The following is a 23,812-nucleotide window of genomic DNA, read 5'->3' as shown; positions in this document are numbered from 1 at the left end:
TTTATGACGGTGTCATCCGAGTAGCTGACACTGGGATGGCTTTGTCGCATCGTACCTTATACGGTAATAATTTACGATAAATTCATGTAGCCATTTCGAATTTAGCCATACCAATGTCAGTAAATTTATTAAGCAAACAGCACTTAATGAGCAGTTCTTTTTCACGATTTATAGCTCTTTTCATAGAAGTCCGGATGTGATAAGGATAGATAATGATAAGGAGGTTGAATGCCAGCAGCATATAGTTATGATTTAAGAAAAAAAGCAATGGAGGCGCTAGACGAAGGAGAAAGCAGAGAAGCAGTGGCAGCAAGATTTAAGATTGGACGAACTACTTTATGGGAGTGGCAGCACTGTAGGCTTGACCATAAATTATGTTAAGATAGAAAATGACTATTTTAGATAGAGCTTGATGTAATGCAGTGCGATACAAAATAACGGTAGAATATAATGGTAGTAATTTCTCTGGTTGGCAAAAACAGCAACACTCTGCTAACTCAATCCAGGAGAAGATAGAAAATGCTATATTTAATTTTAGTGGTGAGAAAGTTACTTTGTACTGTGGTGGCAGGACTGATGCAGGAGTTCATGCTTTAGGACAAGTTGCTCATTTTGATATGGAAAAGGAATTTGAGCTTTATAGAATAAGGAATGCAATAAACTATCATTTAAAATCAATTCCTATAGTCGTGCTTAATGCAGAAGTTGTAGATGATGCGTTTCACGCACGGTTTTCAGCAAAAAAAAGATATTACGAATATAGAATAGTTAATCGCTATGCTCCTGCCGCTCTGGAGACGGGTTATGTATGGCAAGTGTTTAGCCCACTTGATGTAAATATTATGCGTGAAGCTGCTAAACATCTACTTGGAAAACATGACCTTTCAAGTTTCCGTTCAAAAGATTGTCAAGCCGCAAATCCGATAAGAACAATTGATGATATCGATATAATACAAAATGGGAATCATATACACATCAAAATATCTGCTATTTCCTTTTTACATAACCAAGTGAGGATTATTGTGGGTACTTTAGTTGAATTTGGAAAAAATAGAACCAATCCGCAAGAAATGCTAAATATATTAAACCAATGCAAAAGAAGTGCCGCTGGAGTTACTGCACCACCTTTTGGCTTATATTTGGTAAAGATAGATTACTAATTTAATAAAAGCTAGTGAAATAAGTGCCATACCGCCACGGTATCTCCAGATTCCGCTAACAAGCAGCGAGATGACGAGTTTAAGTTCTCATTGGCATTACTACATATAATGCACTTGAATCGTCTTCATCAGTGATAATTGTAGCACTATTACCATCGGCTAAGCTAAACTTACATTTATTTTTTATGCAGGATAGAACATCAAGTAAATAACGCGAGTTGAACCCTATTTCTATAGGGGCTTCATTGTAGTCCACTTCTATGGATTCAGTTGCATCACTGCACTCTTGGGAGTTTGAATGCAGAGTTAGCAGCTTTTCTTGTAGTGAGAATTTAATAGATTTTACTTTATCAGATACAACAACGGAAACTCGATCTATAACGTCTGAAAGTTTTTTACTTTCAATAATCATATGCTTATCTTGAGATGCTGGAATAACTGCTTTATAATTTGGAAAAGTTCCATCTATTAATTTTGATATTAGAATATATTCACCGCATGTAAACTTGATTTTTCTGTCTGAGAGTTTTACTTTAATTTCATTACAATCGTCCAATATTTTTAACAGCTCCATAACAGTTTTACGTGGAATGATCACACCAAATTCGCCATTGATGTTCCCAGGCTTTGGCCTCTTTATACATGATAAACGATGGCCATCAGTTGCAACGCAGTACAGAAATTGCTCATCTGTATGTAGATATATTCCATTTAAATTATACCTTGTATCATCTAGTGATACAGCAAATTTTGTTTTAGTTAATAAGTCTATCAGGTCTGTATTTAGTAGAGTAAAATCATGTTTATAATTGTCTTCTTCAAGAGCAGGAAAGCTGCTTGAAACTACATTCGGTAAAGAAAAGTTTGCATTTCCGCAAGACATCAATAATTTTCCTTGGTTGTTTACTTCAAAATTGACATCCAAATCAGCGGGTAACTTCTTCACTATGTCATGTAAAGTATGCGCTGAAATTTTTACTTCTCCTTCTGTTAATACGGTTGCAGCAAGTGAGGCAAACATTGAAATGTCAAGATCAGTTGCCATTAATTTTATGCTGCCGTGTTGTGCTTTGATATTTATACACGCCAAAACATCTATTGCATTACGCCTTTCAACCACTCCACTTACTCTGGATAATGTATTTAAAAGACTTGTGCGGCTCACGCTAAAACGCATCTGCTCGCACACAGAATTTTGCTTTTTGATTTCTGTATCTACACCTGCAACCTCTGACATTGCTAACTCTCAAAAATATATTTTAAATGATATCCACATCCCATATAAAGTAAAGTGCTATTTATATTTCCATTGAAAGAGTAGTCTAGTTTATACTATAGCTGGGTATTCTGTTACAATAATTTACTTTGTATGGCATAAATCATGCATTTTTTGATACGCTTTTTGAAAACCAAGTAGGGAATAAGTATCATCAATGGTCACTGTTTTTGTTTTTCCATTAACTACCATTGATAATCCCTGCTTCATTTTTAGAATGAGATCTTGATCTATTTTTGTATGCTCTGCCCACGCAAAACTTCCCTGTATTATGGGCAGTGTATATTTAATTTTTTTGTCGATATTGAGAGCTACAGGCTCCTTATCATACTGAAAACCAGAGGTAACGCTTACCTCATCTGCTTTTTTATCAACATAACTAACCATTACATACGGCTTGCGATTGGTTGTATAATATTCGCTTTTTTTTTTAGGATAGGATACAATATAACATACTTTCTCTCCATCTTCCAATGCAGTATACACGAGCCAATCTTTATATTTTTCCTTCAATTGTACATCACTAACCGATGCAAAAGCGCCTATCGAAAAAAATATTAGAAATATAAAAAAACTACGCATGCAAACCAAATTTCAAACTTTCAGATTGTATATATTGTTTTACCTTAGCCATCGCCTGCTCAGCCAACTGCCTTATTCTTTCTCTTGAAACACAATATTTTTTACTAAGTTCATCCAGAGTTTGAATGTTTTCAGACAAATATCTACTGATAAAAATATCTCTTGCCCTTTCGTTGAGACTCGCTAGTGCATTGTTTAAAATTGTTTCTTTTAATTCTTTTTCTTCATGATTCTGATAGGTTACTTCTTGACTGACCAAGTTACATGGGATCATATCTTGCAACTCCCTTTTAGAGTCATCACCTATTTTTATGCAATCGTTTAGCGACTGATCCTTACAAGCCATACGGTAATTCATCTGCAGAACGTCTCCTTCGGATACAGAAAGCTCATTAGATATTGCTTTTATTTCTTCATTATTTAAAGTTTCCCTGTTTGTATACTGTAAAATTCTTTTTTTTATTTTACGTAAACTAAAAAACAATCTTCTTTGTGCTTGCGTTGTACCTATTTTCACAAACGACCAAGATTTCAATATAAAGTCTTTTATTGAAGCTTCAATCCACCACACTGCATAAGTTGAAAAACGAAACCCTAAATCAGGATTAAACTTTTTCACTGCGTGCATTAAACCCATATTTCCTTCCATAACCAGGTCCATCAACAATAGCCCATAATTTTTGAATTTCATTGCAATTTTCACTACCAAATTCAAATGGCTGGTAATCAATTTATGAGCAGAAGAAACATCCTTATATTGGTTCCAATTTTTTGCTAATCGTACCTCTTCCTCTTGAGACAGCATAGGAAATTTTTGCACCCTAGCAATATATTGCATGAGATTGGTTCTGCTATCGACACATAAGTTTGCCATTGAGGTCAACATAACAACTTAAATCAAAACTTCATGCATATAATATATTGATTTTCCAGCAAAAATTCAAGCTTTGATTTGAAAAAAGTACAAATTTTCCATCTAATTTCTTGGAGACAGTAGGCCGCAGTGTTAGCTAATTGGATAACATTATGTAACCTTAGATGATATTCTACCAGTACAATGGTAAACGTCATAGCTTAAACACATAGCAAATAGTGTTATTCCAGTGCCTTGACACTGGAATCCACATTTCTTTTTTCTAGATCCCAGTGTCATGCCACTTAGATGGCAAGAAAAAACTCACTGGGATAACAAGACTGAGATAGACTAGAAATTAAACGCTACTCCAGCTTCTGCACCAACAGTGCTGTAAAGAACTTTGTATGCGCCTGCATCAGTAACCTGTCTGGTTGAATCTTTAGGATCTGTTTTTTTTCCATCAAAATTAGCACCATAAGAACCGAAATAACGAGCTCCAGCATAAAGTTTGACTTCTGGAGTTACATCATAACTAACACCAGCTTTTACTTGACCAGCAAAACCAAATTTACTTTTTTGATCATTCACAGCGGGTTCCAAAGGAGTGCTAATATACGCTGCACCAACACCAACACCAATGTATGGAGTGATAGGCATATCTTCAATTGCTATATCGTAATACACGTTCACTAATCCTGAAATTGCTGTTACACTGTCTGCAATAGTATTTGCTGGGTCAAATGTTACATCTTTAACATCATTTTTGTTTAGGTATGAATAAACTCCTTCAACATCAACCCTGATGTCGTCCATTTTGTAACCAAATGCACCACCACCAGCTATAAAAGATGGTTTTAATGGACTGTAATCACTCTTGTCTTTCTTATAGGTAATACCATCAACTTTTGTGAAAAGAGGTAAAAATTCACCGTTGTATTGCAAACGAACGTAGTAGCTAGTTTCTTCATCACTTATTGGACCAACAGGATCTGAAAAAGCAGAGTTTGATAAACTTAGCAACGTTGCTAAAGCGGCTGCTGAAAAAAACTTTTTATAATGCATAATTGTCCTCGTAAAAAAATTAAAATTCCACTTTAGCAGTCTAAGTAACAACTAAAGTTAAGTCAAGTGCTAACTTAATAACACAAAATATTCTACATTTTAACTAATTTTTAGGAGAAGACAAAGATTTTATTAATGAATAAATACGACTTTTTTACTCTTGATTTTTTGGTATAGCTAACACAGGTAAGATTTACTATCGAAAGACCTCGTCATTCCGCTGCTTGTTAGCGGATGAGAAATCCACAACTGTACGAACATTGCAATTTGGGCCTACCAGGAGGGCAATGCCTCTTATCCAAGTACCATCTTCTTGTCATCCCAGTCTGGGATCCAGGAATTTTATTAAGTTGGTAAGCATAAAAGTAGCCGTTTTATGTTAAAACACAATGTTCTTGATGAGATTACGGCAAGGCTGGATTCCAGACTGGAATGACATCGTTTACTATGTGCCATATTGCAATGTTTGTACAGTTGTGGAATGAATCACGGTATGACGTAGGGCTATGCTAGTATAGGTACATTATATGAAGAAGTACTAGCGTTGGGAATATTAGAAAAAAAATACTTACACTAAAAGAAACTTCAGTAGTAAATTCAAAAAGGAAGTTTAAACCCAGATGGTAAACCCATCATACCTGCAAGATCAGAAGTTGCATTCGCCATATCTTCTTCTGCTTTTTTAACGGCATCATTAAACGCTGCTGTTACTAAATCCTCTACTATATCTTTTTCCTCATTTCTCATAAGTTCTAAGTCTATGTTCACCTTTTTAGCTTTATAGCTACCTATTTTTATGACTTCCACTAATACAGAAACTTTGCCACCACCAGAAATACCTTGAAACTCTTTTCCAACATATTTTTCTTGAGCTTCTGCAAGCTTTTTTTGCATCTCTTGCGCTTGTTTCATTATTTGACTAAAATCCACAACTTACTCCTTATTTTCTATATTAACTACTTTTGCACCTTTAAACGTGTCAAGGATATCCTTAACTGCAGGTGCATAATTTAAATTACTCACTTCCCTGTTTATATAACCTGTATCAACTGCAACAACCCACTCTTGCTGAGTCACCTGGTTTAAGTAATTTTTTAAATCATTGCAAAAATTACTATCCAACTTAGATACAGCTTTTAATTTTAAATATCCAGGTTTACAATCTATTAATTGTAGATTATTACACAGTTGTTTGTAAAGATAAATTTGGTTACTTCGCCTTAATAGTTGCAAAATCTTATCAAAATCGTAATTTTGTTGTTTATTTTCCACATGGATCCCAGTGTCACGCACTGGGATGACAGAGTGGGGTTGTTGTTTACTTTCCACATATTTTTTTGGATCCGAGTAGTCAGCTACTTGGATGACAGAGGGGGAAGGTGCAACAGGTCTGCCCTGTCTATTTCCTTGCTCTACATTCTGCGAAAGAACTTTTTTGATCACCTGTTCCGGAGAAGGCAGATCAGAAAGATAACAGAGGCTAATTAACATCATTTCAGCAGCAACATCGTTGCATGTTGAAGTTTTTATATCTTGAATACCTTTAAGCAACATCTTCCACAATCTCGAAAAAAATATTAAAGATCTCTTTATACTTAAATCTTTTATCCTATTCTTTTCATGCTCTGTAACTGCATTATCAATCTCTTTTGTAATCAAAAAACGGCATACTAACTGAATTGTTTGCAATAGACCTTCAAAAATACTAAGTGGGTTTGCTGTTTTTACCGCCTTGTCAAACACTGATAGAGCTTTCTGTAAATCACCTTCTAATATTGCCCCTAATAGATCGAATATAATATCTTTATCCACTAGGCCAAGTATGTCTGTCACATTTTTAGTGGATATTGCACCATCTTTGCTATATAGCACTGCTTGATTCATCAAAAACAAGGCGTTACGCATTGAATTTCCAGAGTGTCGTGCAATTAATTCTAATGCTCCCTTTTCAATGGAATAACTCTCTTTTTGTGCAACATCATTTAAACGTTCCACTATTTTAGCTACAGGAATGTTGTGTAAATCAAATCTTTGACAACGTGCAATAATAGTTATTGGTATCTTTTTTATTTCCGTAGTTGCTAAAATGAACTTTACACTAGATGGTGGCTCTTCTAGGGTTTTAAGTAATGCGTTAAATGCACTGCTAGATAGCATGTGTACTTCATCTATAATGTAGACTTTGAATTTAGAGCTTATAGGTGAATAGCAAATATCTCCCAGGATTACTTTAATATCGTCAATGCTAGTGTGACTTGCTGCATCGATTTCAATTACATCTGGATGGCTTGAATTTTTTATTGCTAGACAATTTTCACATGATCCGCAAGGTTCAAAAATTGGCCCCAGGGAACAATTCAAACATAAAGCTATTATCCTTGCAGTGGTGGTTTTACCAACTCCACTACTACCAGAGAGCAGTATAGATTGTGGGATTTTGTTTAAAATAAAAGCATTTTCTAATACACGCACTAATATATCTTGACCTACTAGATCTTTGAAGCTACTAGGACGATGTTTTAATGCTATATTCATAGCCTCGGATAAAACAAATAATGAAATAGGTATGCAACCCAAAAAGGTTCTGATATGGCTGCTTCATTTCTGATCTGACCAAATTACAGAGTTTTTGCCTGCATACCTTATAAAATATTATACTTTTTTTTTTATTTAGCAAGGTATATCCTATATTAGCTCTATAATTTGATATGTTAAATTTTTTACAGTGCTATTTTGAAGTAAACAAAAAGTTAGTTGTCATGCAAGTCACTACAAGATTGTCACTCCAATGTTTATTTATGTCATTTCAGCGCTTATTTATGTCATCCCAGTGCCTAGGCATACAGCTGTATGAATGTTGTGATATAAGAGCAATTTTTACCGAAAAGGATGTCATCCCAGTGCTTGACTACTTGGATCCAGAAAACTTAACTGTAAATGAGCGCACTAGGCAATTGTATAACAAGAACTGGATTCCAGTGTCAGCTACTTGCATGACACTACCTGCTACGCAAACTTCTGTGGACTACAAAGAAAGTTCGTACAGTTGTAGGTCAAGCCATAGAGTAACAAAAAAAGGATATTGGTATAACAAAAGAGGAACATTATGATTTTATATCATTTTCCTCTTTGTCCATTTTCACGAAAAGTTAGAGCTTTTCTAAAAGAAAAAAAATTAGGCTGTGATCTAGTGTATGAAAATCCGTGGGAAAAGCGGAATGAATTTATGGAGATCAATCCAACCGGGCAAGTACCAGTGTTAATAGATAATAACTTTGTAATAGCGGATAGTAATGCCATTTGTGAATATATAGAAGAGACTTACAATAGCGACGTCAAATTACTTGGTTCATCCACTATTATTAAGTCTAAAATACGCGCTCTAATCAATTGGTTCGATAACAAATTTTACAATGAAGTTACTAAGTATATTATGAATGAAAAAGTAATTACTAACCGCAGCCCTGACTCTAGATTTCTTCATGCAGCTCAGCATAACCTGCCTTGCCATATGGAATACACCGAACACTTAATTAACAAGAACGTTTGGCTTGCAACTGATAAGTTCACTTTAGCTGATATTACTTTAGCATCGCATATTTCCGTAATGGATTATGTAAGTAGTTTTCCATGGGAAAAAAGTAAAATTTTAAAAGAATGGTACTCCATTGTTAAATCAAAGCCTTGTTTTCGTGAGATATTATTAGAGAGGATTTCTGGTTTAATCCCTCCTAAACATTATGCTGACCTTGATTTTTAACTTATGTTAGCTTTAAAGCTACAGTCATTCCTTCATCAGTTGGAATCAATATAGAGAAATATTTTTTTTCATCTGATAATCTATTATTAAACTCCCTCATGGCATGCCATGATTTTTCTGATACTTCTTTTGGAGGCGATTCTAAAAATACTGTGTTAAACAGTAGAGTGTTATCTGCAACGATTAGCCCATCTTGTTTAATGTATGACTCTGCCCAATCTAAATACTTAGGATAACTACTTTTGTCAGCATCAATAAATATCATGTCAAATGGTGCTTTTGCTGATAATTCATTAATTTTTTCCAGTGCATCGCCTTCTATTAGAGTAATTTTATCACTTAGATTAAAAGCACTAAAATTTTTTTTTGCTATTCTTGAGTGTTGAGGATTATTTTCTATTGTATATATATGACCGTCTTTTAGTAGAGCTTTTGCCATGCAAATCGACGAGTAACCGTATAACGTGCCAATCTCAACAATACTTTTGATTTTTTGGATTTTTATAAATAAACTTAATAGCTTTCCTTCTTCAGGGCCAATTTGAATATGTTGCTTTTTTTCAAGAATACAATATTCTTCTATTTTTTTATATTCTTTTGCAAATAGATTTCTTATGTATGACAATTTTATACTAAAATTATTACGCATATATTATAAATTAGGGAGACTTAATTCATACACAATTTATAAATATAATAATATAGTTTAAAATAATAAAAACATTTATTTTAAGTTATTATTTCATAGTATAAAATTTTAAGTGACAAAAATTATTATATATCGTACTATAGTTAACTAGTATAATAAACAGTCGATTATTATGCTAGAATTAAAGGGATTGTTTATGCGCATTTCTCTTTTTAAAATATAATTTTTATAATCAATTAGAGGGGGTTATATGTCTTATACTATTGCTGGTGAAGTTGAAACGTTAAACAAAAAATCTAACAAGAATGAAGGGGTTATGTTACTACATAATCCAGCTTATCGTGAAAAGTATAAAGAACGTTTTGATGAAGCTCAGAGAAAAGTTATGGATATGGTTCAGTTTTATGATGGGACAATAGTATTAATAGAGAATAAAATCGCTATGTATTACTACACTTGGCACAGTAAAAAAAGAGAGTTTGAGCGTAAAAAACAACAAACAGTAGTGAAAAACAATGACTAAGCATAGAGTCTTTTATATGGTAAGCTACAGTGGTATTACTTCACTATAGCTTTTCCATATAATTTATCTATCACATTAGTGAAATATTTCAGCTCTTTATACCCTCCATGTTTAACTTTATTATGCTCTATATATGATTTATCATCGTTAAGCTTGATGAAAAATATTGGAGTGGCTGTGATACCAAGTTTATTAATTGCCAGTGATTTATCATTTACGATTTTATCCATTATTTTCTTATCATTAATGCATTGGTTAAATGCATCTTGCTTTAAGTTGCTTAGTGCAGCAATTCTTTGTAGTAAAGTCAAATCACTTAAATTGTAGTAATTCCACGAATCTATTGAGTTAAAAACAGCTTTGTTAAAATTAAAGTAGTCTTCTTGTTTTTCGTAGCAATGACTTAGCATTGCAGCCTTTAGCCCTCTGTAATCCAAAGGAAAATGACGAAATATATATAACATCTTACCTGTGTCTATATATTTCTCTTTAATTTTAGGAAAAACATTCCTATGAAAAAGAGAGCAGTGATAACAAGTTAATGAAGCATATTCTATCATTAGAATTGGTGCTTTTGGATCTCCTAATAATTTATCATTAGGTAATGGCGATAATAGCTCATTTGATGTTATTTCATTGGGTTTTTTTTGAATGTATTGGTTATCGGATAAATCTTGCTTAACAACTGCATAAGAATTAACACTTATGAAAATTAATAAAAACAATAGTCTAAAAATCATTACAATATAAACACTTAACTTACTAAAAAAAATTATACATTTATATTAATAATGTCAAGATAACTTTTGTTTAGCAAGGCTTTCAGCCCTATCTTTAAATGCAGCAATTATTTTACTTTGTGTATACTTATATACTGAGTTTAATAAAGTGGAAAATGAGTTGGACTTAAACTTAAACTCTATATAAAACTTTACCATAGTTTTATTTTCATCTATGGGAATGAATTGCCATTCATTGTATAGATGTTTAAATATTCCATTTGATGATACAGCTTTTATCCAACCTTCATTTGTTCCACTTGGAGAAAGAGAAGTAACTTCTGATGTATATCTACCTTTAATTCCATGAAAAGCTGCGAGGAGATCCACAACCATTTGGTTGTTAATTTTTTCTTTTATATAAACGGCTTTGCACCAAGGAACAAAATCAGGATACCTTTCAACATCAATTACAATTTGGAATACTTCATTAGGCAAACATAGGAAAACACCCTGTTCTTTGTATTGATGAAGCATAAATGTTAAACCAATCAAAATAGGATCCGTATCTACCGTCAGCCTTAGTAGATTCCTGAGACTAAAGTTAAGGTGGGCATCGCGTATCAATTTCAACGAAATTAACAGAGGCAATTCCCTTGACTAGAAATTATCGCTCGGGAAATTTAACTTAACTCATAACGCATAGAACAGACCCTTAATTAATTGTAGATGATTTATACAAGGTGTGTCTATAGATATATTAAAGCTAGCGATTATTATTTAATCTTTATTAAACTTTGCATTCTAAGTATCATAGCTAATAAATATATCTTATGAACATTACTAAAGTTTTAACTATCATTGTTTTTATTGTAATTTCTTCAAGTGCTTACACTAATTGTACAGATCACAAAATTTTTGTGCATACTATGAAGCAACAAGTGGATGGTATATCTACAAAGGAGAATAAAAAAAACCGGGAATGTGTGCAAAAAAAGCTTCAGGAGGTCATTCAAAACAATGTTAACCTCAAAGGAATATCGCAATTCGTCATAGGAAAACATTGGGCTTTAGTTAAACAAAAAGAAAAAGAAGATTTTTTAAGAGAGTATGAAGTGTATCTTACGCGTTTGTGCGTTAAAATTTTATATAAATACATGCATGATAGTGAAATGATCATAATGAGTACAAAAGCAGTTGACGATGAAACTTGCTTAATTGGTACAAGATTTTCTTACGGTGATGAAGAATTTACAAATATTGATTTTAAAGTTACTAAAAATAACAGTTCTTTCTTGATAAGTGATGTTGTAATGAGTGGAATAAGTATTGCTATTAATCAACGTTATCAATTTAGTGAAAAAATCGACACGCATGGCATAGCAAGCGTTATAGCTGAATTAAAATGCAATAACAATCCATGATATATATGCCTCATTGGCCTAAGCCACTTGGTAGCAGGCCGAATGATTTTTCTCTTGATCGCATAAAAGGCTTTCTTAGCAAACTAGATAACCCCGAGAAAAAAGTGCCTCCCGTAATTCATATAGCTGGAACTAATGGGAAAGGCTCAACACTAGCATTTATAAGATATATAATGCAAGCAGCAGGGTATAAGGTACACGCATACACTTCTCCACATTTAGTGAGTTTTAATGAGAGGATAGTGATAGCCGGCAGCTATATCGACGATAATGAATTATATAGCTTATTAGAAGAATGTCGTGCAGTAATTGCAGAACAACCTATCACTCTGTTTGAAGCTGCAACTATTGCAGCTTTTTTAGCTTTTTCTCGTCATAAAGCCGATATAACTTTAGTTGAAGTGGGTATGGGTGGAAGGCTTGATGCAACAAATGTTATAGATAATCCGATTTTAACAATAATTACTTCCATTGCACTTGATCATACGGAATATCTTGGCCCTACTGTAGAAATTATAGCAGGTGAAAAGGCTGGAATAATGAAACCTAATGTTCCTTGCGTAATAGCACCGCAAGAAAAATCTATAGTGAACACGCTAGAACACCACGCAATAAATAAGAAATCTCCCTTGTATAGAGGAGGTCTTGAATGGAATTGCAAAAAAAAGAACAACAAAATGGTTTTTCAATCAGCTATTCAATCAATAGAATTTCCTTTGCCATCTTTAAAGGGTGATCATCAGGTGATTAATGCAGGCAATGCTATTGCAGCATGTAGTATTTTAAGTGGAAAGTATGAATTTGATATTGGAGAAGAGGATATCACTTCAGGTTTACAGTGCACTTATTGGCCTGCACGGCTAGAGTCTATAAAAGAAGGTAATTTAATTTTCCTACTACCGAAAGATTGGCAATTATTTTTAGATGGTGCACACAATAATGATGGTGCTAGAGTACTATCTCAGTGGGTAAAAGATAATTTTGCTGAAGGTATTTATATGGTTTTTGGTGTTACTAGTAACAGAAATGTGGAAGAGTTCTTAGAGCACTTAAAGCCATATATCAAGCTACTATGTGCGGTTTGTGTTAAGTCTGAACCTAAAGCAACAAATACAAATTTGATTAGGGAAAAAGCCAATAACATAGGAATAAAAGCAGTTGAATGTGAATCAATTGGCGATGCAATATCAAATCACATATTAAAAGCCTCTACCCAAAACGTCAAAACCATACTAATCTGTGGCTCATTGTTCCTAGCTAGAGACTTCGCTATCGAGAATAGCTAACTTTGATGATATTAACTGACCGATGGGGAAATAACTTTGATTGCTCATAGTACTGCTTGGCTTTTCGTTATCGACTTCTATAAACTGATCATCACCTTTAAATTGCTCCTCAATTGAATTTATAGCTGTCTTTTTGAGAATATAATTACTTGCAGCATTTAAAATAGGTGAAGTAACAATTAAAAGCGTGAATGGTAATGAAAGTAATAAGCCGGATAACATCATAGAGTTAGTTATACCAAAGCCGTTGGCAACTAAATCTAATCCCATACCGAAAAACATTAAAGATGTACAGATTGTGTTGCTCAAAATAACTGAATTTTTTAGCCACTTTAATTTAGTCCTATCACTCTTTGAAAAATTTTCGCATTCTTGGTCAAAGTTAAACAATAATAAAATATTAGTCTGATGATTAAACTCTTTCCCATTTCTAGTATAAATGCTCTTAACAGCTAGATTTAAAATAGATCCTGCTAACAAGGGAGCAAGAAAACCTACTGCTATTGGTACATTAGAAGAAATACCATTAATTATTAAAAATGCAATTGATGTGAAGGATACTAAAAGAACTCCTAAGAGATTTGAATAAGAAGAATATTTTACATAAGCAGTTACATTATTGTTAATTGACTGCTGCTTATTATAGAGTTTATTTCTGCACTTATCATCTAAGTATTTTTGCAATTCTTCATAACTGCGACTCCACAACTTACCGCGTAATTCTTTTATTAAATTATTTCTTTTATTGAGACCTTTCTCCAATGGCTCTATTATAAATTCTTCAAAAAATGGCTTATTTAATGCAATAACCTTAAATTTCTCCTCCGCTTCTTTATTGTTTGGGTTTTTATCTGAGTGATATTTTAACGATAATTTACGGTATTGTTGACTAAGCTTTTTCTTAATATTCTTAATGTCAGAATTTACCACATCCTCCTTTTGAATATTAAATGTTAAAAACAACTGCTTTAAAGCGTGGTACTCATTTTCATTCAAAACATTTCTAGCCACATTATACCTACAAATTAACTAACTATTAATGTTCTATAATATACATATTTCCAAACTATGTCAATTATTTCATAAATATCTTTGGTAAAAATTATTTCTGTTATGACTAGCATGATAAGTGTATGAAGCGACTAAAATTGTCATTACAGCGCTTAGTGTACGACAGTGCTCCAACATTTAGGGTTGCAGTTTTCATGGCAGATCTGAGTAGCTGACCCATCTAAGAGGTGTCATTCAAGTAGCTGACACTGGAATGGCTTTGTTGCATCGCACCTTATACGGTAGTAATTTACAATAAATTCATGTAGCCATTTCGAATTTAGTCATTTCAGTGTTGGCTACTTGGATGACACCACCTGCTATGCTGCAAATTGCAACGTTCGTACACTAAAGTATAGTGTGTTACTAACGAAGGCAAACAAATATCTACTTTATGAAAACGTTAATATTTTTCATTGAAATAATACATAAATACTAGAAAAACCTTGGCAGGTTATTCGCGTTTGATTATCATAGAGAATTATATAAATTAATAAATGATCTATGGCAAGTAACCCAGAAGAAAGAAATAGTGATAAACAAAAAGCGCTAGATAACGCAATAAGCCAGATTGAAAAAGCATTCGGTAAAGGTGCAATAATGAAGTTGAAGCAAAACCCTGTAGAAAAAATAGACACAATATCCACAGGATCAATTGCGCTTGATTCGGCTCTAGGTGTTGGAGGTCTGCCAAAAGGGCGTATAATTGAAATATTTGGCCCCGAGAGTTCTGGTAAAACCACTCTTGCCTTGCACGTGATTGCTGAAGCACAAAAAAAAGGAGGATCATGCGCATTTATCGATGCAGAACATGCATTGGATGTCTTATATGCTCGTAAACTTGGGGTAAGCACTGATGATTTAGTGATTTCACAACCAGACACTGGAGAGCAGGCGTTGCATATTGTTGAGTATTTAGTGTGTTCTGGTGCGGTTGATGTGATAGTTATTGACTCTGTCGCAGCATTAACTCCAAGAGCTGAAATTGAAGGTGATATGGGTGATCAACATATGGGGCTGCAAGCAAGGCTTCTAAGTCATGGGCTACGGAAACTAACCTCTGCCGTTTCAAAAGCGAACTGTATATTGATATTTATTAATCAAATTCGTATGAAAATAGGAGTAGTGTATGGAAATCCTGAAACTACCACGGGTGGAAATGCATTAAAATTCTATACTTCTGTAAGGCTTGATATAAGAAAAGTTGGTGTAATAAAAGACAAAGAAAATATTACAGGTAATGAAACAAGAGTTAAAGTTGTAAAAAATAAAGTTGCTCCTCCATTTAGAGAAGCGAAATTTGATATAATGTACAATGAAGGTATATCAAAACTCGGAGAAATAATAGATATGGGAGCAAAGCTTGGTGTGCTTGAAAAAGCAGGCGCTTACTATTCATATAACAACACACGTCTTGGGCAAGGAAGAGAGAATGTAAAAACTTACCTAAAAACAAACAAAGAAGTCGCAAATGAAATAGAAACGAAAATCAGAGATTTACTCAGAAATCATGATAATTCTATCATAATAGACGAGGATAGTGAGCAACTTTTAGAAGAATCAGTTTTCTGATCTAAACTTAGGCATTAGATTTTGTGTTGGACGGGTTGTTACAGTATGACGGTAATTCTATGTGCTAATATAACAATCTGTAATGTTACCTTGTATCAAAAAGACTTTGCTGAAGCAGTTAAAAAAAGCTTTTCATGAGAAATTATAAATGATAAATTGTTAACAATAGGTTATTGTTAATAAGATTATGTGTTTTGGTTTACCTAATATAAACAGGGAAGGTTATTCATTTATAGTAGTTTCCTTTATAGTAACGTGTATAGCATTCTCTATATCTTGGGGGTTTGGCGTTACGTGCTTGTTTCCGACATTATTGTGTACTTATTTCTTTCGTGATCCAGCAAGAGCTGTGCCAAACAATAAGAATCTTATATTAAGTCCTGCTGATGGTGTGATTTCAAAAATTGAAGAAGTTAATTATCCTTTATCAGCAGAAAACGGAGAGGAGAAGAAGTTTACGCTTGTTAGCATATTTTTAAGTGTTTTGAACGTCCATGTGAACCGTATACCAATATCTGGTACGATAAAGGAAATGAGTTATAAAAAAGGCAAGTTTGTATCCGCAATGAGCAATAGGTCTAGTAATGAAAATGAAAAGCAGGTTATTGTAATTGAATACGAAAAGGGGAAAGAAATTATTGTGGAGCAAATAGCTGGATTAATTGCACGTCGTATCGTTTGTAATTTAGGAATATCCCAGAACGTAAAAGCAGGTGAAAGGTTTGGAATTATAAGGTTTGGCAGTAGAGTGAATATCTATGTTCCTGCTGATACAGAAGTCAGAGTTTCAGAAGGGCAAACTGTTATTGGTGGTGAAACAATTATAGCAAACTTAAATAAGGAAAACGTTCAAGAGAAGCTTACTTTTGACGTTATATGAATAACGATGGAAGTAACAGTAGATTCTTACCTATTACTAAATTATTCCCAAACTTTATAACTTTATTGGGTTTATGTTCTGGTCTCACTTCACTTAAATTTACATTTAATGAACAATGGGAATTCTCAGTAATTTTTATCATCATTGCAGCAATAATAGATGGAATGGATGGCAGAATAGCTAGAATTCTAAAATCAACTAGCGATTTTGGAGCCCAGCTTGATTCTTTTGCAGATTTTCTAAATTTTGGTGCAGCGCCTGCATTTCTTTTGTATTTTTGGAAGCTAAACGAAATCAAAGTCATAGGTTGGATTTTAGTAATGATATACGTAATCTGCATATCAATAAGACTTGCAAGATTTAATGTTTCGCTACACTCAGAACAACCATACTGGGAAAAATTTTTCTTTTCTGGTGTTCCAGCTCCAGTGTGTGCTTTACTTTCTTTGTTACCAATAATTATTACCTTTCAATCTCATGAGAGTGAATACTTACTTCTCATAGAGCGATTTTTTAACACAAGAAACGTAGCTTGTTACTTTCTGGCCATTTCATTTTTTTCGATAAGTCACATTCCAACTTTCTCTGCAAAATATATTTATATTCCCAAAAGCCTATCCTATATATTTGTGTCATTTTTTGGAGTACTTATTGTATTTTTCATCAGTAAGCCCTGGATGACTCTACCAATTTTAGGTATAGTGTATACACTTACTATTCCAATAAGCATCGGGTTTTACATATATTTTACATATAAAACTCGTTAGCTAACAAAAAATAGAAAACTGCATGATTTTGAAGATAAGTGAACTATTAAATTCATTTCTGTATATAAAGATATTCAACATTCCATTTATAATTATTTGGGTAATTGCAACTGGAATCTTTTGTACTGCCCAGTTCAAATTCATTAACTTTAGGTTACTTAAATATGGAATACAGACGCTATTCAATCTAAAGTGTAATAACAGCAACAATGGCATAATCACTCATATTCAAGCGTTTGCAACAGTAATTTCAGGAACAGTTGGTCTTGGAACAATATCAGGAGTTGCAATAGCTATCACAATAGGGGGCCCAAGTGCAGTTTTTTGGATGGTAATTACCGGAATACTTGGTATGTCGATAAAGTTTGCCGAGGTGGTGCTTGCATTTACTTATCGCTCTGAAAATACAACTGGCTGGGCTTTTTATTACATGAAGTACGGGCTTGCAAAAATTGGATTTGCAAAAACTGGTAGATTTCTTGCCTTCACTTATGCGATTATGCTACTTATTGCAATGATTTTGGGCGGTATACCATTTCAAGCAAATCAAATAGCAGCACTATCAAATAACCTCCTAGAATACAACGCATCCATTATTATATCCCTGCTTGTCTTTATTGTAATATTGGGAGGAATAAAGCGCATTGCTTTCGTTTCAACGAGCTTAGCACCAATTATGATAGTGCTATATGTGGGTATGTGTATATATTTAATTTATGTAAACGGAAGTAATTTGCTGAATGCTCTATCCATAATATTCCAAGATATCTTCAATAAATCAGCTATAGGAAGCGGAGTATTGAGCGGATTAATAGCCGGAGTGAGAAGATCAGTGTTTGCTAACGAAGCAGGTACCGGAACAGCAGCTATAGCACATTCAGCTGTAAAAGAAGAAGATCCAATTAAAGTTGGGTGCGTTGCAATGATTGCACCACTTATAGACACAATATTAATCTCATTTTTGACTGGTATTGTGATAATTATCACTGGTATGCATAGCACTGATAACGTGGGTGATATTACACTAATTAGTTCGATATTTTCAACAGCTTTGCCCTTGTTCAGCAAGTTAGTTTTTCCGCTAATGATGTTTTCCTTTGCATTTTCCACAATAATAGCTTATTGTTACTACTGTGAAGTTGCTTTGCTGTATTTATTTGGTAGTAAAAAAATACTGATACCGTTCCAAATTCTTATAGTGGTTTCAGTGTATATCAGCTGTATGTCAAAGAATATAGAATTTATATCTTATCTAGGTGACAGTTTGTTTATGTGCCTTATGATTCCAAATGCTGTTGCAATATATCTACTAAGAAGGGAAGTTTTGAGTACAATAGATTCTTATTACAATTCTAAAGGGTATTAACATGATTTATAGATTGCTTTGTATGGTGTTATTTTGCCTATTGTTTAATGATGTGTACGCTGCTTCAGGTTTTTACGAAAGTTATGACGCTGTGTTGAATGGAATAAATAACTTCATGAATGAAGTACTGTTTTTCAAGATCCTTTACGTGCCATTTATAATCCTTCTACTAGTTTTTGGTTATGTGTTTCTAACATTACGTTTTGGATTTCTCAACATAAGAATGTTTAAGCATGCGTTTGCTATTTTATGTGGAAAATATGACACGAATCACCATGATGGTCATATTACGCATTTTCAGGCATTTATGACTGCACTTTCAAGCACAGTAGGCCTTGGAACTGTTGCTGGAGTCGCAATTGCAGTTTCAATGGGTGGACCAGGAGCGGTGCCTTGGATGATAATTACAGGTTTTTTTGGTATGTCAGCAAAATTTGCTGAGGTAACGTTGGCGTTTAGACATAGAACAGAAGATCAGGACCAATTGTTTAGTGGTCCCTTTCAGTATATAAGGAATGGTCTGGAGGAATTTGGATTTAAAAAACTTGGTATTGTGCTGGCTGCCATGTATGCAGTATTCTTTGTATTATCAGGTCTTGGTGGAAGTGTAGCGTTTCAAACCAACCAAATGGTTTCAATATTATCTGGCTATTCAAGTTGGGTAGATGGTCACTCTTGGTTTCTTTCTTCCATAATTTCTGCGCTGCTTGCTCTAGTGATTATTGGCGGAATTAAAAGGATAGCTAGAGTATCTTCTGCACTAGTGCCTATTATGTCACTTATATATATCTTTAGTTGTATTATTATTATTGCATTTAATATTCATAACCTTGGTTATACGTTGAAAATATTATTTTCCACTATGATAGATTTCAATGCTGTTGGCGGAGGGATGGTAGGAGCATTTGTTGCTGGAATTCAAAGGGCAATCTTTGCCAGCGAAGCAGGTGTTGGTTCTGCTTCAATTACTCATGCAACAACTAAAGATGAAGAACCAGTAAGAACTGGACTAGTCGCTATGATAGAACCATGCTTTGACACAATGTTAATTTGCTGTTTAACAGGAATAACAATAGTAATAACAGGTGCATACCAAACAGGTGTTGGTGAGGGAATATTAATTACTCACAAAGCATTTGAGACAGTTTCTCCATGGTTTCCTATCCTTCTAACAGTAGCTGCTCCTTTGTTTGCATTTTCTTCAGTAATTTCGTTTGTATATTGTTGTGAAATGGGGTGGCTATATTTATTCGGTGCAAAAAGTATAGTGATATACCGCATAGCGGTAATAATTGTGGCGTTTTTCTCTGGTCTTTCTAAAGATATAATGGCTATTGCCAATATCGGTGGAACTTTATTCTCTTGTTTAGCTCTCATCAACATGACAGCGCTTATACTGTTTAGTAATCAGATTAACGATGAAGTTCAGTGCTACCTAAAAAGGCTGAGGAATAATAAAATTAATTAGGTTCTTGGTATAATGGAAAAGTATGTAGTCCTTATACTGTCCTACATACTCGGTTCAATACCGTTTAGCTTAATCATTACAAGAATAAAAGGGATAAACTTAAGAGAAGTAGGTTCAGGAAACATTGGTGCTACAAACGTTGCAAGGACGGGAAATAAATTTCTTGCTGCTTTGGCATTATTTCTGGATTCCTTTAAGGGATTTATTGCCGTTTATATAGCACAACAATTTTGTGATAATAACGATTTTTATATATATGTATCTGCAATTTTAGCAGTTTTAGGACACATGTTTCCTATTTGGCTAAAATTCAGTGGAGGAAAGGGCGTTGCAACCACTCTAGGGATACTGATAGCATTTAACATCGATATTACTTTAGTATTCGTAATAATTTGGATAATAGTCTTTCTTGCCTTTAGATACTCTTCCCTTGCTTCACTCAGTGCTACTTCAACGGCTGTAGCATGGTCCTTTTTTTTTCAGAGGAATTTGTTCTTAACATTACTAATTATAGGAGCACTGGTCTTCCTAAAACACCACAGAAATATTGTGAATCTTCTGCAAGGTAAAGAGTATAAATTTTATAGATAATGTACTGCCAAATTATTGACACTTAAACTACGAGACAAATTGCTTGACGGTATGATTTTGTCCTCTTTGTTTAAGTCTATGATTTTTGCTTTTGTTATATTCTCTACTTCTTGAGGTGTTAAAAGACCATCTTCAATGAATTCCTTTTTTGTTTCTCTTATTTTTTCATAAAGTTGAGTAACGTGATCTTTATTTCCTTCATATACACTTTCAATTTCTAACTCTAGCTTATGTGAAGCTCCTTTTTTTAACATTTCATCCATTGCTGCTTTTGTTACTTTTAACCTTTCTTGCAAAATTTTCTTTATTTTTTCCTTATCATTTTCGTTATTTTTACTGAGTTCTACATATACCCTATAACATCTTTTTTCTCTTGGGAGCATTCTTAACCCATCTAACATGCTAATTATCTGACCTTCAATAGTCTTCTCAGCCTTTAATTTAAATTCTGCTACTTCTTCTTCTATTATCTTAGCTCCATCCAAAGATGAATCCTTGAGAGAAAAATCTGTCTCGAGTAGATCTCGATTTAATAGCTCTAAGAATACTTTTTTTCCGATGTTTTCGAGTAAACTTTCTTGGTCATCTAAATCATGCTCCTGCAGTTTATTTCTCATGTGCTGAACCAGCTCACAACATTGTAATTTATTTAACTTTATAGAGCTAATATTTTTCACTAACGTCAGCACAATTTGTTCACTATATTGAGAAGTAATACTCAATAATTTTCTCATTAAAGGAATACTTACTTCTGAAATAAAATCATCAACTATTTTTTGACTTTCATCGTCTTCATAACCATTTTGAACGTCATACCAAGCCTTAAGAATTTCTTTATTGTTTTTCTTGTTTTTTAACCTGTCTAACATAAACTCACGTGCTTTATTTTGTGCTTCTGAGAGCAACATTTCCCTTGGGGGAGTAAATCTAATTTCTGGATCAGGATGAATACCCTCTAGCGTGCTTAACATTCTATAGATAATACCGGTGAAGCAAGTGTTAGGAATTCGCTCTTTTCTAGAGAAAGTTTGGCTATCAATTAAATTAGAAATCAATGCATCCTTTTTACTCTTAACGGCTTCTCCGTCTCCATCATTGCAAGCCCTTAAAACTAAAAGCAGAACCTGCCCACCTGTAAAGCCGGAGCTATGCTTTTGATCATCTTTGCAAAAGTCATCTAAAAATGCAATTACTCTTCCTTTATCCTCATCACTAAACTCATATGAATTGTTTATATATCCAATGAATTGAATATATTCATCATTTTTGATTACGTCTTCAGGTACTTGTTCACTATACTTACCTTTTAATTTATCAATATTTTTAATGATATCATCATTTAATTGATGGGGCAGTAAATGTTCAAGCTTAACATCAAAAATATTAACCATACCACGTAAATTCTCTTTTATACCTTCCAAAAAGAAATTTATAGAAGCTTTAAGAAGCGTAAATGGGTTAAAATCTTTTGTCCTTAGTTCACTCTGCAATAAAATTAATAGCATTGTAAGTGGTATAGTTCCCAGTAACGAAATAAGCAAGAAAGTGGTAGTGAAAGTTAGATATGTTATGAAAGCAGAAAACAAGAGGAAGGCTGCTACCTTGATTGTATTGTTTTTAAAAAATATTTCCCAATATTCCCTTTTGCTCATTTTTTGCTGTTTTGCCGTTTTTATTTCTTTGTAGATATAAAGAGTTTTAATTTCAGACCTGAAGAACATAGTACCAAAAGAAAAAAGAACATTAACAGGATTAGTGATAATGCTTAACGAGACAAAAGCTCCAAAGTAGCTAACAAATTTTAGCTTACTAGAATCCTTTGAAGGAAATTGTATTTGAGAAATACCTATCATAGCTTACCTTCAACATCATTACACTCTAGTAATAGCATAATAATTTAAAACGTCAATGTTTAAGTATCTTATTATCCGCACACTCATCGTATTCGATCTCGACTGTAGAGTGTGCTATCTCGAACTTATCTAGCAATATTTTTTTTATTTCATATAAAACATTGGTGTGCTGCACATTTTGCTTTATTTTAGCATGCATGGTAATTATAAAATAATTATCAGACAGCGACCATGTATGTATGTGGTGCACATCTATCACTTCAGGTAATTCTGATGTGATCTTACTTTTTATCTCTTCAGCAGATATACCCTCAGGCGTACCTTCAAGGAGTATATGGCAAGAATTTTTGAGAATTTTATAGCCGCTATTTAGAATTATCACACTAACAAATACTGATAAGATTGGATCTACTATTTGCCATCCAGTAAGCATGATAATTATAGATGCAAGTATAGCAGCTACAGAACCTAAAATATCTCCTATAACGTGTAGTACAGCACTTTTTATGTTTATATTGCTCTCGCATTTACTATGTAATATAAAAAAGACTATTATGTTAGAGACAAGACCGAGTGTAGCAATTATTAACATTACTTTCCACTCAACATTGACTGGAAAAATAAACCTCTTTATTGACTCAATTATAATGATTACTGCAATGAGGAATAGAGTTAAACCATTAACAAATGCTGCAATTATCTGCAACCGATGATATCCGTATGATCTCTGCAAATCGGATTTCTTAGCTGAAAACCTATGTGCTAACCAGCTTAAAACCAAGGCAAAGAGGTCAGTGAGCATATGCCCTGCATCTGATAATAGAGCAAGCGAATGTGAAATTATTCCACCTACTATTTCCATAAACATTGTTATCGCAACTATTATTATGGAATAGATTAAGCGCTTGGACTGCGCTGCTGAGTGTTTACCGTTATGCACTGCTGTCATATAAAATCTTTTCATAAAC

General features: G+C 33.6%; 23 protein-coding genes, 2 other RNA genes and 3 pseudogenes. 13 read left to right on the top strand and 15 right to left on the bottom strand.

What is annotated here, in order from left to right:
• Positions 1-82 precede the first annotated feature (82 nt).
• A pseudogene (locus tag OOK90_RS06660) lies at positions 83-181 on the bottom strand (IS5 family transposase); the annotation flags it as partial.
• Between the two features lie 47 nt (positions 182-228).
• Between OOK90_RS06660 and OOK90_RS00195 the strand changes: the two are divergent.
• A pseudogene (locus tag OOK90_RS00195) lies at positions 229-351 on the top strand (IS630 transposase-related protein); the annotation flags it as partial.
• Positions 352-422: 71 nt separating this feature from the next.
• Positions 423-1,160, top strand: a complete 738-nt coding sequence (truA, locus tag OOK90_RS00190) for a tRNA pseudouridine(38-40) synthase TruA (RefSeq protein ID WP_010963021.1) — start codon at positions 423-425, stop codon at positions 1,158-1,160.
• 79 nt (positions 1,161-1,239) lie between these two features.
• Here truA and dnaN read toward each other — a convergent pair whose 3' ends face one another.
• From dnaN to ffs, 7 genes are all read right to left on the bottom strand, one after another.
• Entirely contained in the window at positions 1,240-2,397 is a 1,158-nt protein-coding gene (gene dnaN, locus OOK90_RS00185; RefSeq protein WP_038199350.1) for a DNA polymerase III subunit beta, read from the bottom strand.
• A gap of 123 nt (positions 2,398-2,520) precedes the next feature.
• Entirely contained in the window at positions 2,521-3,018 is a 498-nt protein-coding gene (locus tag OOK90_RS00180; RefSeq protein WP_006279310.1) for an invasion associated locus B family protein, read from the bottom strand.
• Positions 3,011-3,904, bottom strand: coding sequence for an RNA polymerase factor sigma-32 (locus tag OOK90_RS00175; protein WP_010963019.1), 894 nt, complete (start codon positions 3,902-3,904; stop codon positions 3,011-3,013). Before OOK90_RS00175 ends, OOK90_RS00180 begins: the two co-directional genes overlap by 8 nt.
• Before the next feature lie 318 nt (positions 3,905-4,222).
• Positions 4,223-4,936 (bottom strand): P44/Msp2 family outer membrane protein, encoded by a 714-nt coding sequence (locus OOK90_RS00170; protein ID WP_138264894.1) that lies wholly within the window; start codon positions 4,934-4,936, stop codon positions 4,223-4,225.
• A gap of 597 nt (positions 4,937-5,533) precedes the next feature.
• Positions 5,534-5,866, bottom strand: coding sequence for a YbaB/EbfC family nucleoid-associated protein (locus OOK90_RS00165; protein WP_010963017.1), 333 nt, complete (start codon positions 5,864-5,866; stop codon positions 5,534-5,536).
• Between the two features lie 3 nt (positions 5,867-5,869).
• Complete coding sequence (dnaX, locus tag OOK90_RS00160) at positions 5,870-7,471, bottom strand: DNA polymerase III subunit gamma/tau (RefSeq protein ID WP_010963016.1); 1,602 nt, start codon at positions 7,469-7,471, stop codon at positions 5,870-5,872.
• 15 nt (positions 7,472-7,486) lie between these two features.
• Positions 7,487-7,586: signal recognition particle sRNA small type (gene ffs / locus OOK90_RS00155), an RNA gene on the bottom strand.
• A 232-nt stretch (positions 7,587-7,818) separates the two neighbouring features.
• Here ffs and OOK90_RS06480 point away from each other — a divergent pair.
• A pseudogene (locus tag OOK90_RS06480) lies at positions 7,819-7,935 on the top strand (WPE palindromic element domain-containing protein); the annotation flags it as partial.
• Between the two features lie 107 nt (positions 7,936-8,042).
• Complete coding sequence (locus OOK90_RS00145; protein ID WP_010081992.1) at positions 8,043-8,696, top strand: glutathione S-transferase family protein; 654 nt, start codon at positions 8,043-8,045, stop codon at positions 8,694-8,696.
• Position 8,697: 1 nt separating this feature from the next.
• Here OOK90_RS00145 and OOK90_RS00140 read toward each other — a convergent pair whose 3' ends face one another.
• A complete protein-coding gene (locus OOK90_RS00140) occupies positions 8,698-9,345 on the bottom strand; it encodes an O-methyltransferase (RefSeq protein ID WP_010081993.1) in 648 nt (215 codons plus the stop codon).
• A 250-nt stretch (positions 9,346-9,595) separates the two neighbouring features.
• Between OOK90_RS00140 and OOK90_RS00135 the strand changes: the two genes are divergently transcribed.
• Complete coding sequence (locus OOK90_RS00135) at positions 9,596-9,868, top strand: DUF2671 domain-containing protein (RefSeq protein WP_264705910.1); 273 nt, start codon at positions 9,596-9,598, stop codon at positions 9,866-9,868.
• A 35-nt stretch (positions 9,869-9,903) separates the two neighbouring features.
• Here the strand turns inward: OOK90_RS00135 and OOK90_RS00130 are convergent, their stop codons facing one another.
• The 3 genes from OOK90_RS00130 to ssrS form a co-directional block, all read right to left on the bottom strand.
• Complete coding sequence (locus OOK90_RS00130) at positions 9,904-10,608, bottom strand: DsbA family protein (RefSeq protein ID WP_038199341.1); 705 nt, start codon at positions 10,606-10,608, stop codon at positions 9,904-9,906.
• Positions 10,609-10,662: 54 nt separating this feature from the next.
• Positions 10,663-11,124 carry a type II toxin-antitoxin system RatA family toxin gene (locus tag OOK90_RS00125; RefSeq protein ID WP_010963012.1) on the bottom strand — a complete coding sequence of 154 codons (462 nt, stop codon included), beginning with the start codon at positions 11,122-11,124 and terminating at the stop codon, positions 10,663-10,665.
• A gap of 19 nt (positions 11,125-11,143) precedes the next feature.
• Positions 11,144-11,304, bottom strand: a non-coding RNA gene (ssrS, locus tag OOK90_RS00120) — 6S RNA.
• Positions 11,305-11,420: 116 nt separating this feature from the next.
• On the opposite strand from ssrS, the gene OOK90_RS00115 reads away from it, so the two are divergent.
• Entirely contained in the window at positions 11,421-12,011 is a 591-nt protein-coding gene (locus tag OOK90_RS00115) for an MlaC/ttg2D family ABC transporter substrate-binding protein (RefSeq protein WP_010963011.1), read from the top strand.
• The gene (locus tag OOK90_RS00110) at positions 12,008-13,297 is read left to right on the top strand and encodes a bifunctional folylpolyglutamate synthase/dihydrofolate synthase (RefSeq protein WP_264705909.1); all 1,290 of its coding nucleotides are present in this window, start codon (positions 12,008-12,010) and stop codon (positions 13,295-13,297) included. The genes OOK90_RS00115 and OOK90_RS00110 overlap by 4 nt, the downstream gene beginning before the upstream one ends.
• Here the strand turns inward: OOK90_RS00110 and OOK90_RS00105 are convergent.
• Positions 13,265-14,227, bottom strand: a complete 963-nt coding sequence (locus tag OOK90_RS00105; protein WP_406720127.1) for a J domain-containing protein — start codon at positions 14,225-14,227, stop codon at positions 13,265-13,267. The genes OOK90_RS00110 and OOK90_RS00105 overlap by 33 nt on opposite strands.
• Positions 14,228-14,851: 624 nt before the next feature.
• On the opposite strand from OOK90_RS00105, the gene recA reads away from it, so the two are divergent.
• The 6 genes from recA to plsY all read left to right on the top strand — a co-directional run bounded on the left by recA (position 14,852) and on the right by plsY (position 20,991).
• Positions 14,852-15,919, top strand: a complete 1,068-nt coding sequence (gene recA, locus OOK90_RS00100) for a recombinase RecA (protein WP_010963008.1) — start codon at positions 14,852-14,854, stop codon at positions 15,917-15,919.
• A gap of 187 nt (positions 15,920-16,106) precedes the next feature.
• Complete coding sequence (locus OOK90_RS00095; RefSeq protein ID WP_007548750.1) at positions 16,107-16,799, top strand: phosphatidylserine decarboxylase; 693 nt, start codon at positions 16,107-16,109, stop codon at positions 16,797-16,799.
• A complete protein-coding gene (locus OOK90_RS00090) occupies positions 16,796-17,566 on the top strand; it encodes a CDP-alcohol phosphatidyltransferase family protein (RefSeq protein WP_015589351.1) in 771 nt (256 codons plus the stop codon). The genes OOK90_RS00095 and OOK90_RS00090 overlap by 4 nt, the downstream gene beginning before the upstream one ends.
• Before the next feature lie 22 nt (positions 17,567-17,588).
• Positions 17,589-18,932: an alanine/glycine:cation symporter family protein gene (locus tag OOK90_RS00085; RefSeq protein WP_264705907.1), complete on the top strand. Its 1,344-nt coding sequence runs from the start codon at positions 17,589-17,591 to the stop codon at positions 18,930-18,932.
• 1 nt (position 18,933) lies between these two features.
• Positions 18,934-20,400, top strand: coding sequence for an alanine/glycine:cation symporter family protein (locus tag OOK90_RS00080; RefSeq protein ID WP_319803539.1), 1,467 nt, complete (start codon positions 18,934-18,936; stop codon positions 20,398-20,400).
• Between the two features lie 12 nt (positions 20,401-20,412).
• On the top strand, positions 20,413-20,991 hold the full coding sequence (gene plsY, locus OOK90_RS00075) for a glycerol-3-phosphate 1-O-acyltransferase PlsY (RefSeq protein WP_010963004.1): 579 nt from the start codon (positions 20,413-20,415) through the stop codon (positions 20,989-20,991).
• Here plsY and OOK90_RS00070 read toward each other — a convergent pair.
• The gene (locus OOK90_RS00070) at positions 20,982-22,844 is read right to left on the bottom strand and encodes a hypothetical protein (protein ID WP_264705905.1); all 1,863 of its coding nucleotides are present in this window, start codon (positions 22,842-22,844) and stop codon (positions 20,982-20,984) included. The genes plsY and OOK90_RS00070 overlap by 10 nt on opposite strands.
• A gap of 52 nt (positions 22,845-22,896) precedes the next feature.
• On the bottom strand, positions 22,897-23,808 hold the full coding sequence (locus OOK90_RS00065; RefSeq protein WP_083250476.1) for a cation diffusion facilitator family transporter: 912 nt from the start codon (positions 23,806-23,808) through the stop codon (positions 22,897-22,899).
• Positions 23,809-23,812: the final 4 nt, after the last annotated feature.

It is taken from the genome of Wolbachia endosymbiont (group A) of Ancistrocerus nigricornis, from assembly GCF_947250785.1.
Classification (GTDB): Bacteria; Pseudomonadota; Alphaproteobacteria; order Rickettsiales; family Anaplasmataceae; genus Wolbachia; species Wolbachia pipientis.
The sequence above is the reverse complement of the archived record's forward strand: the minus strand, read 5'-3'. Positions and strand labels throughout refer to the sequence as shown.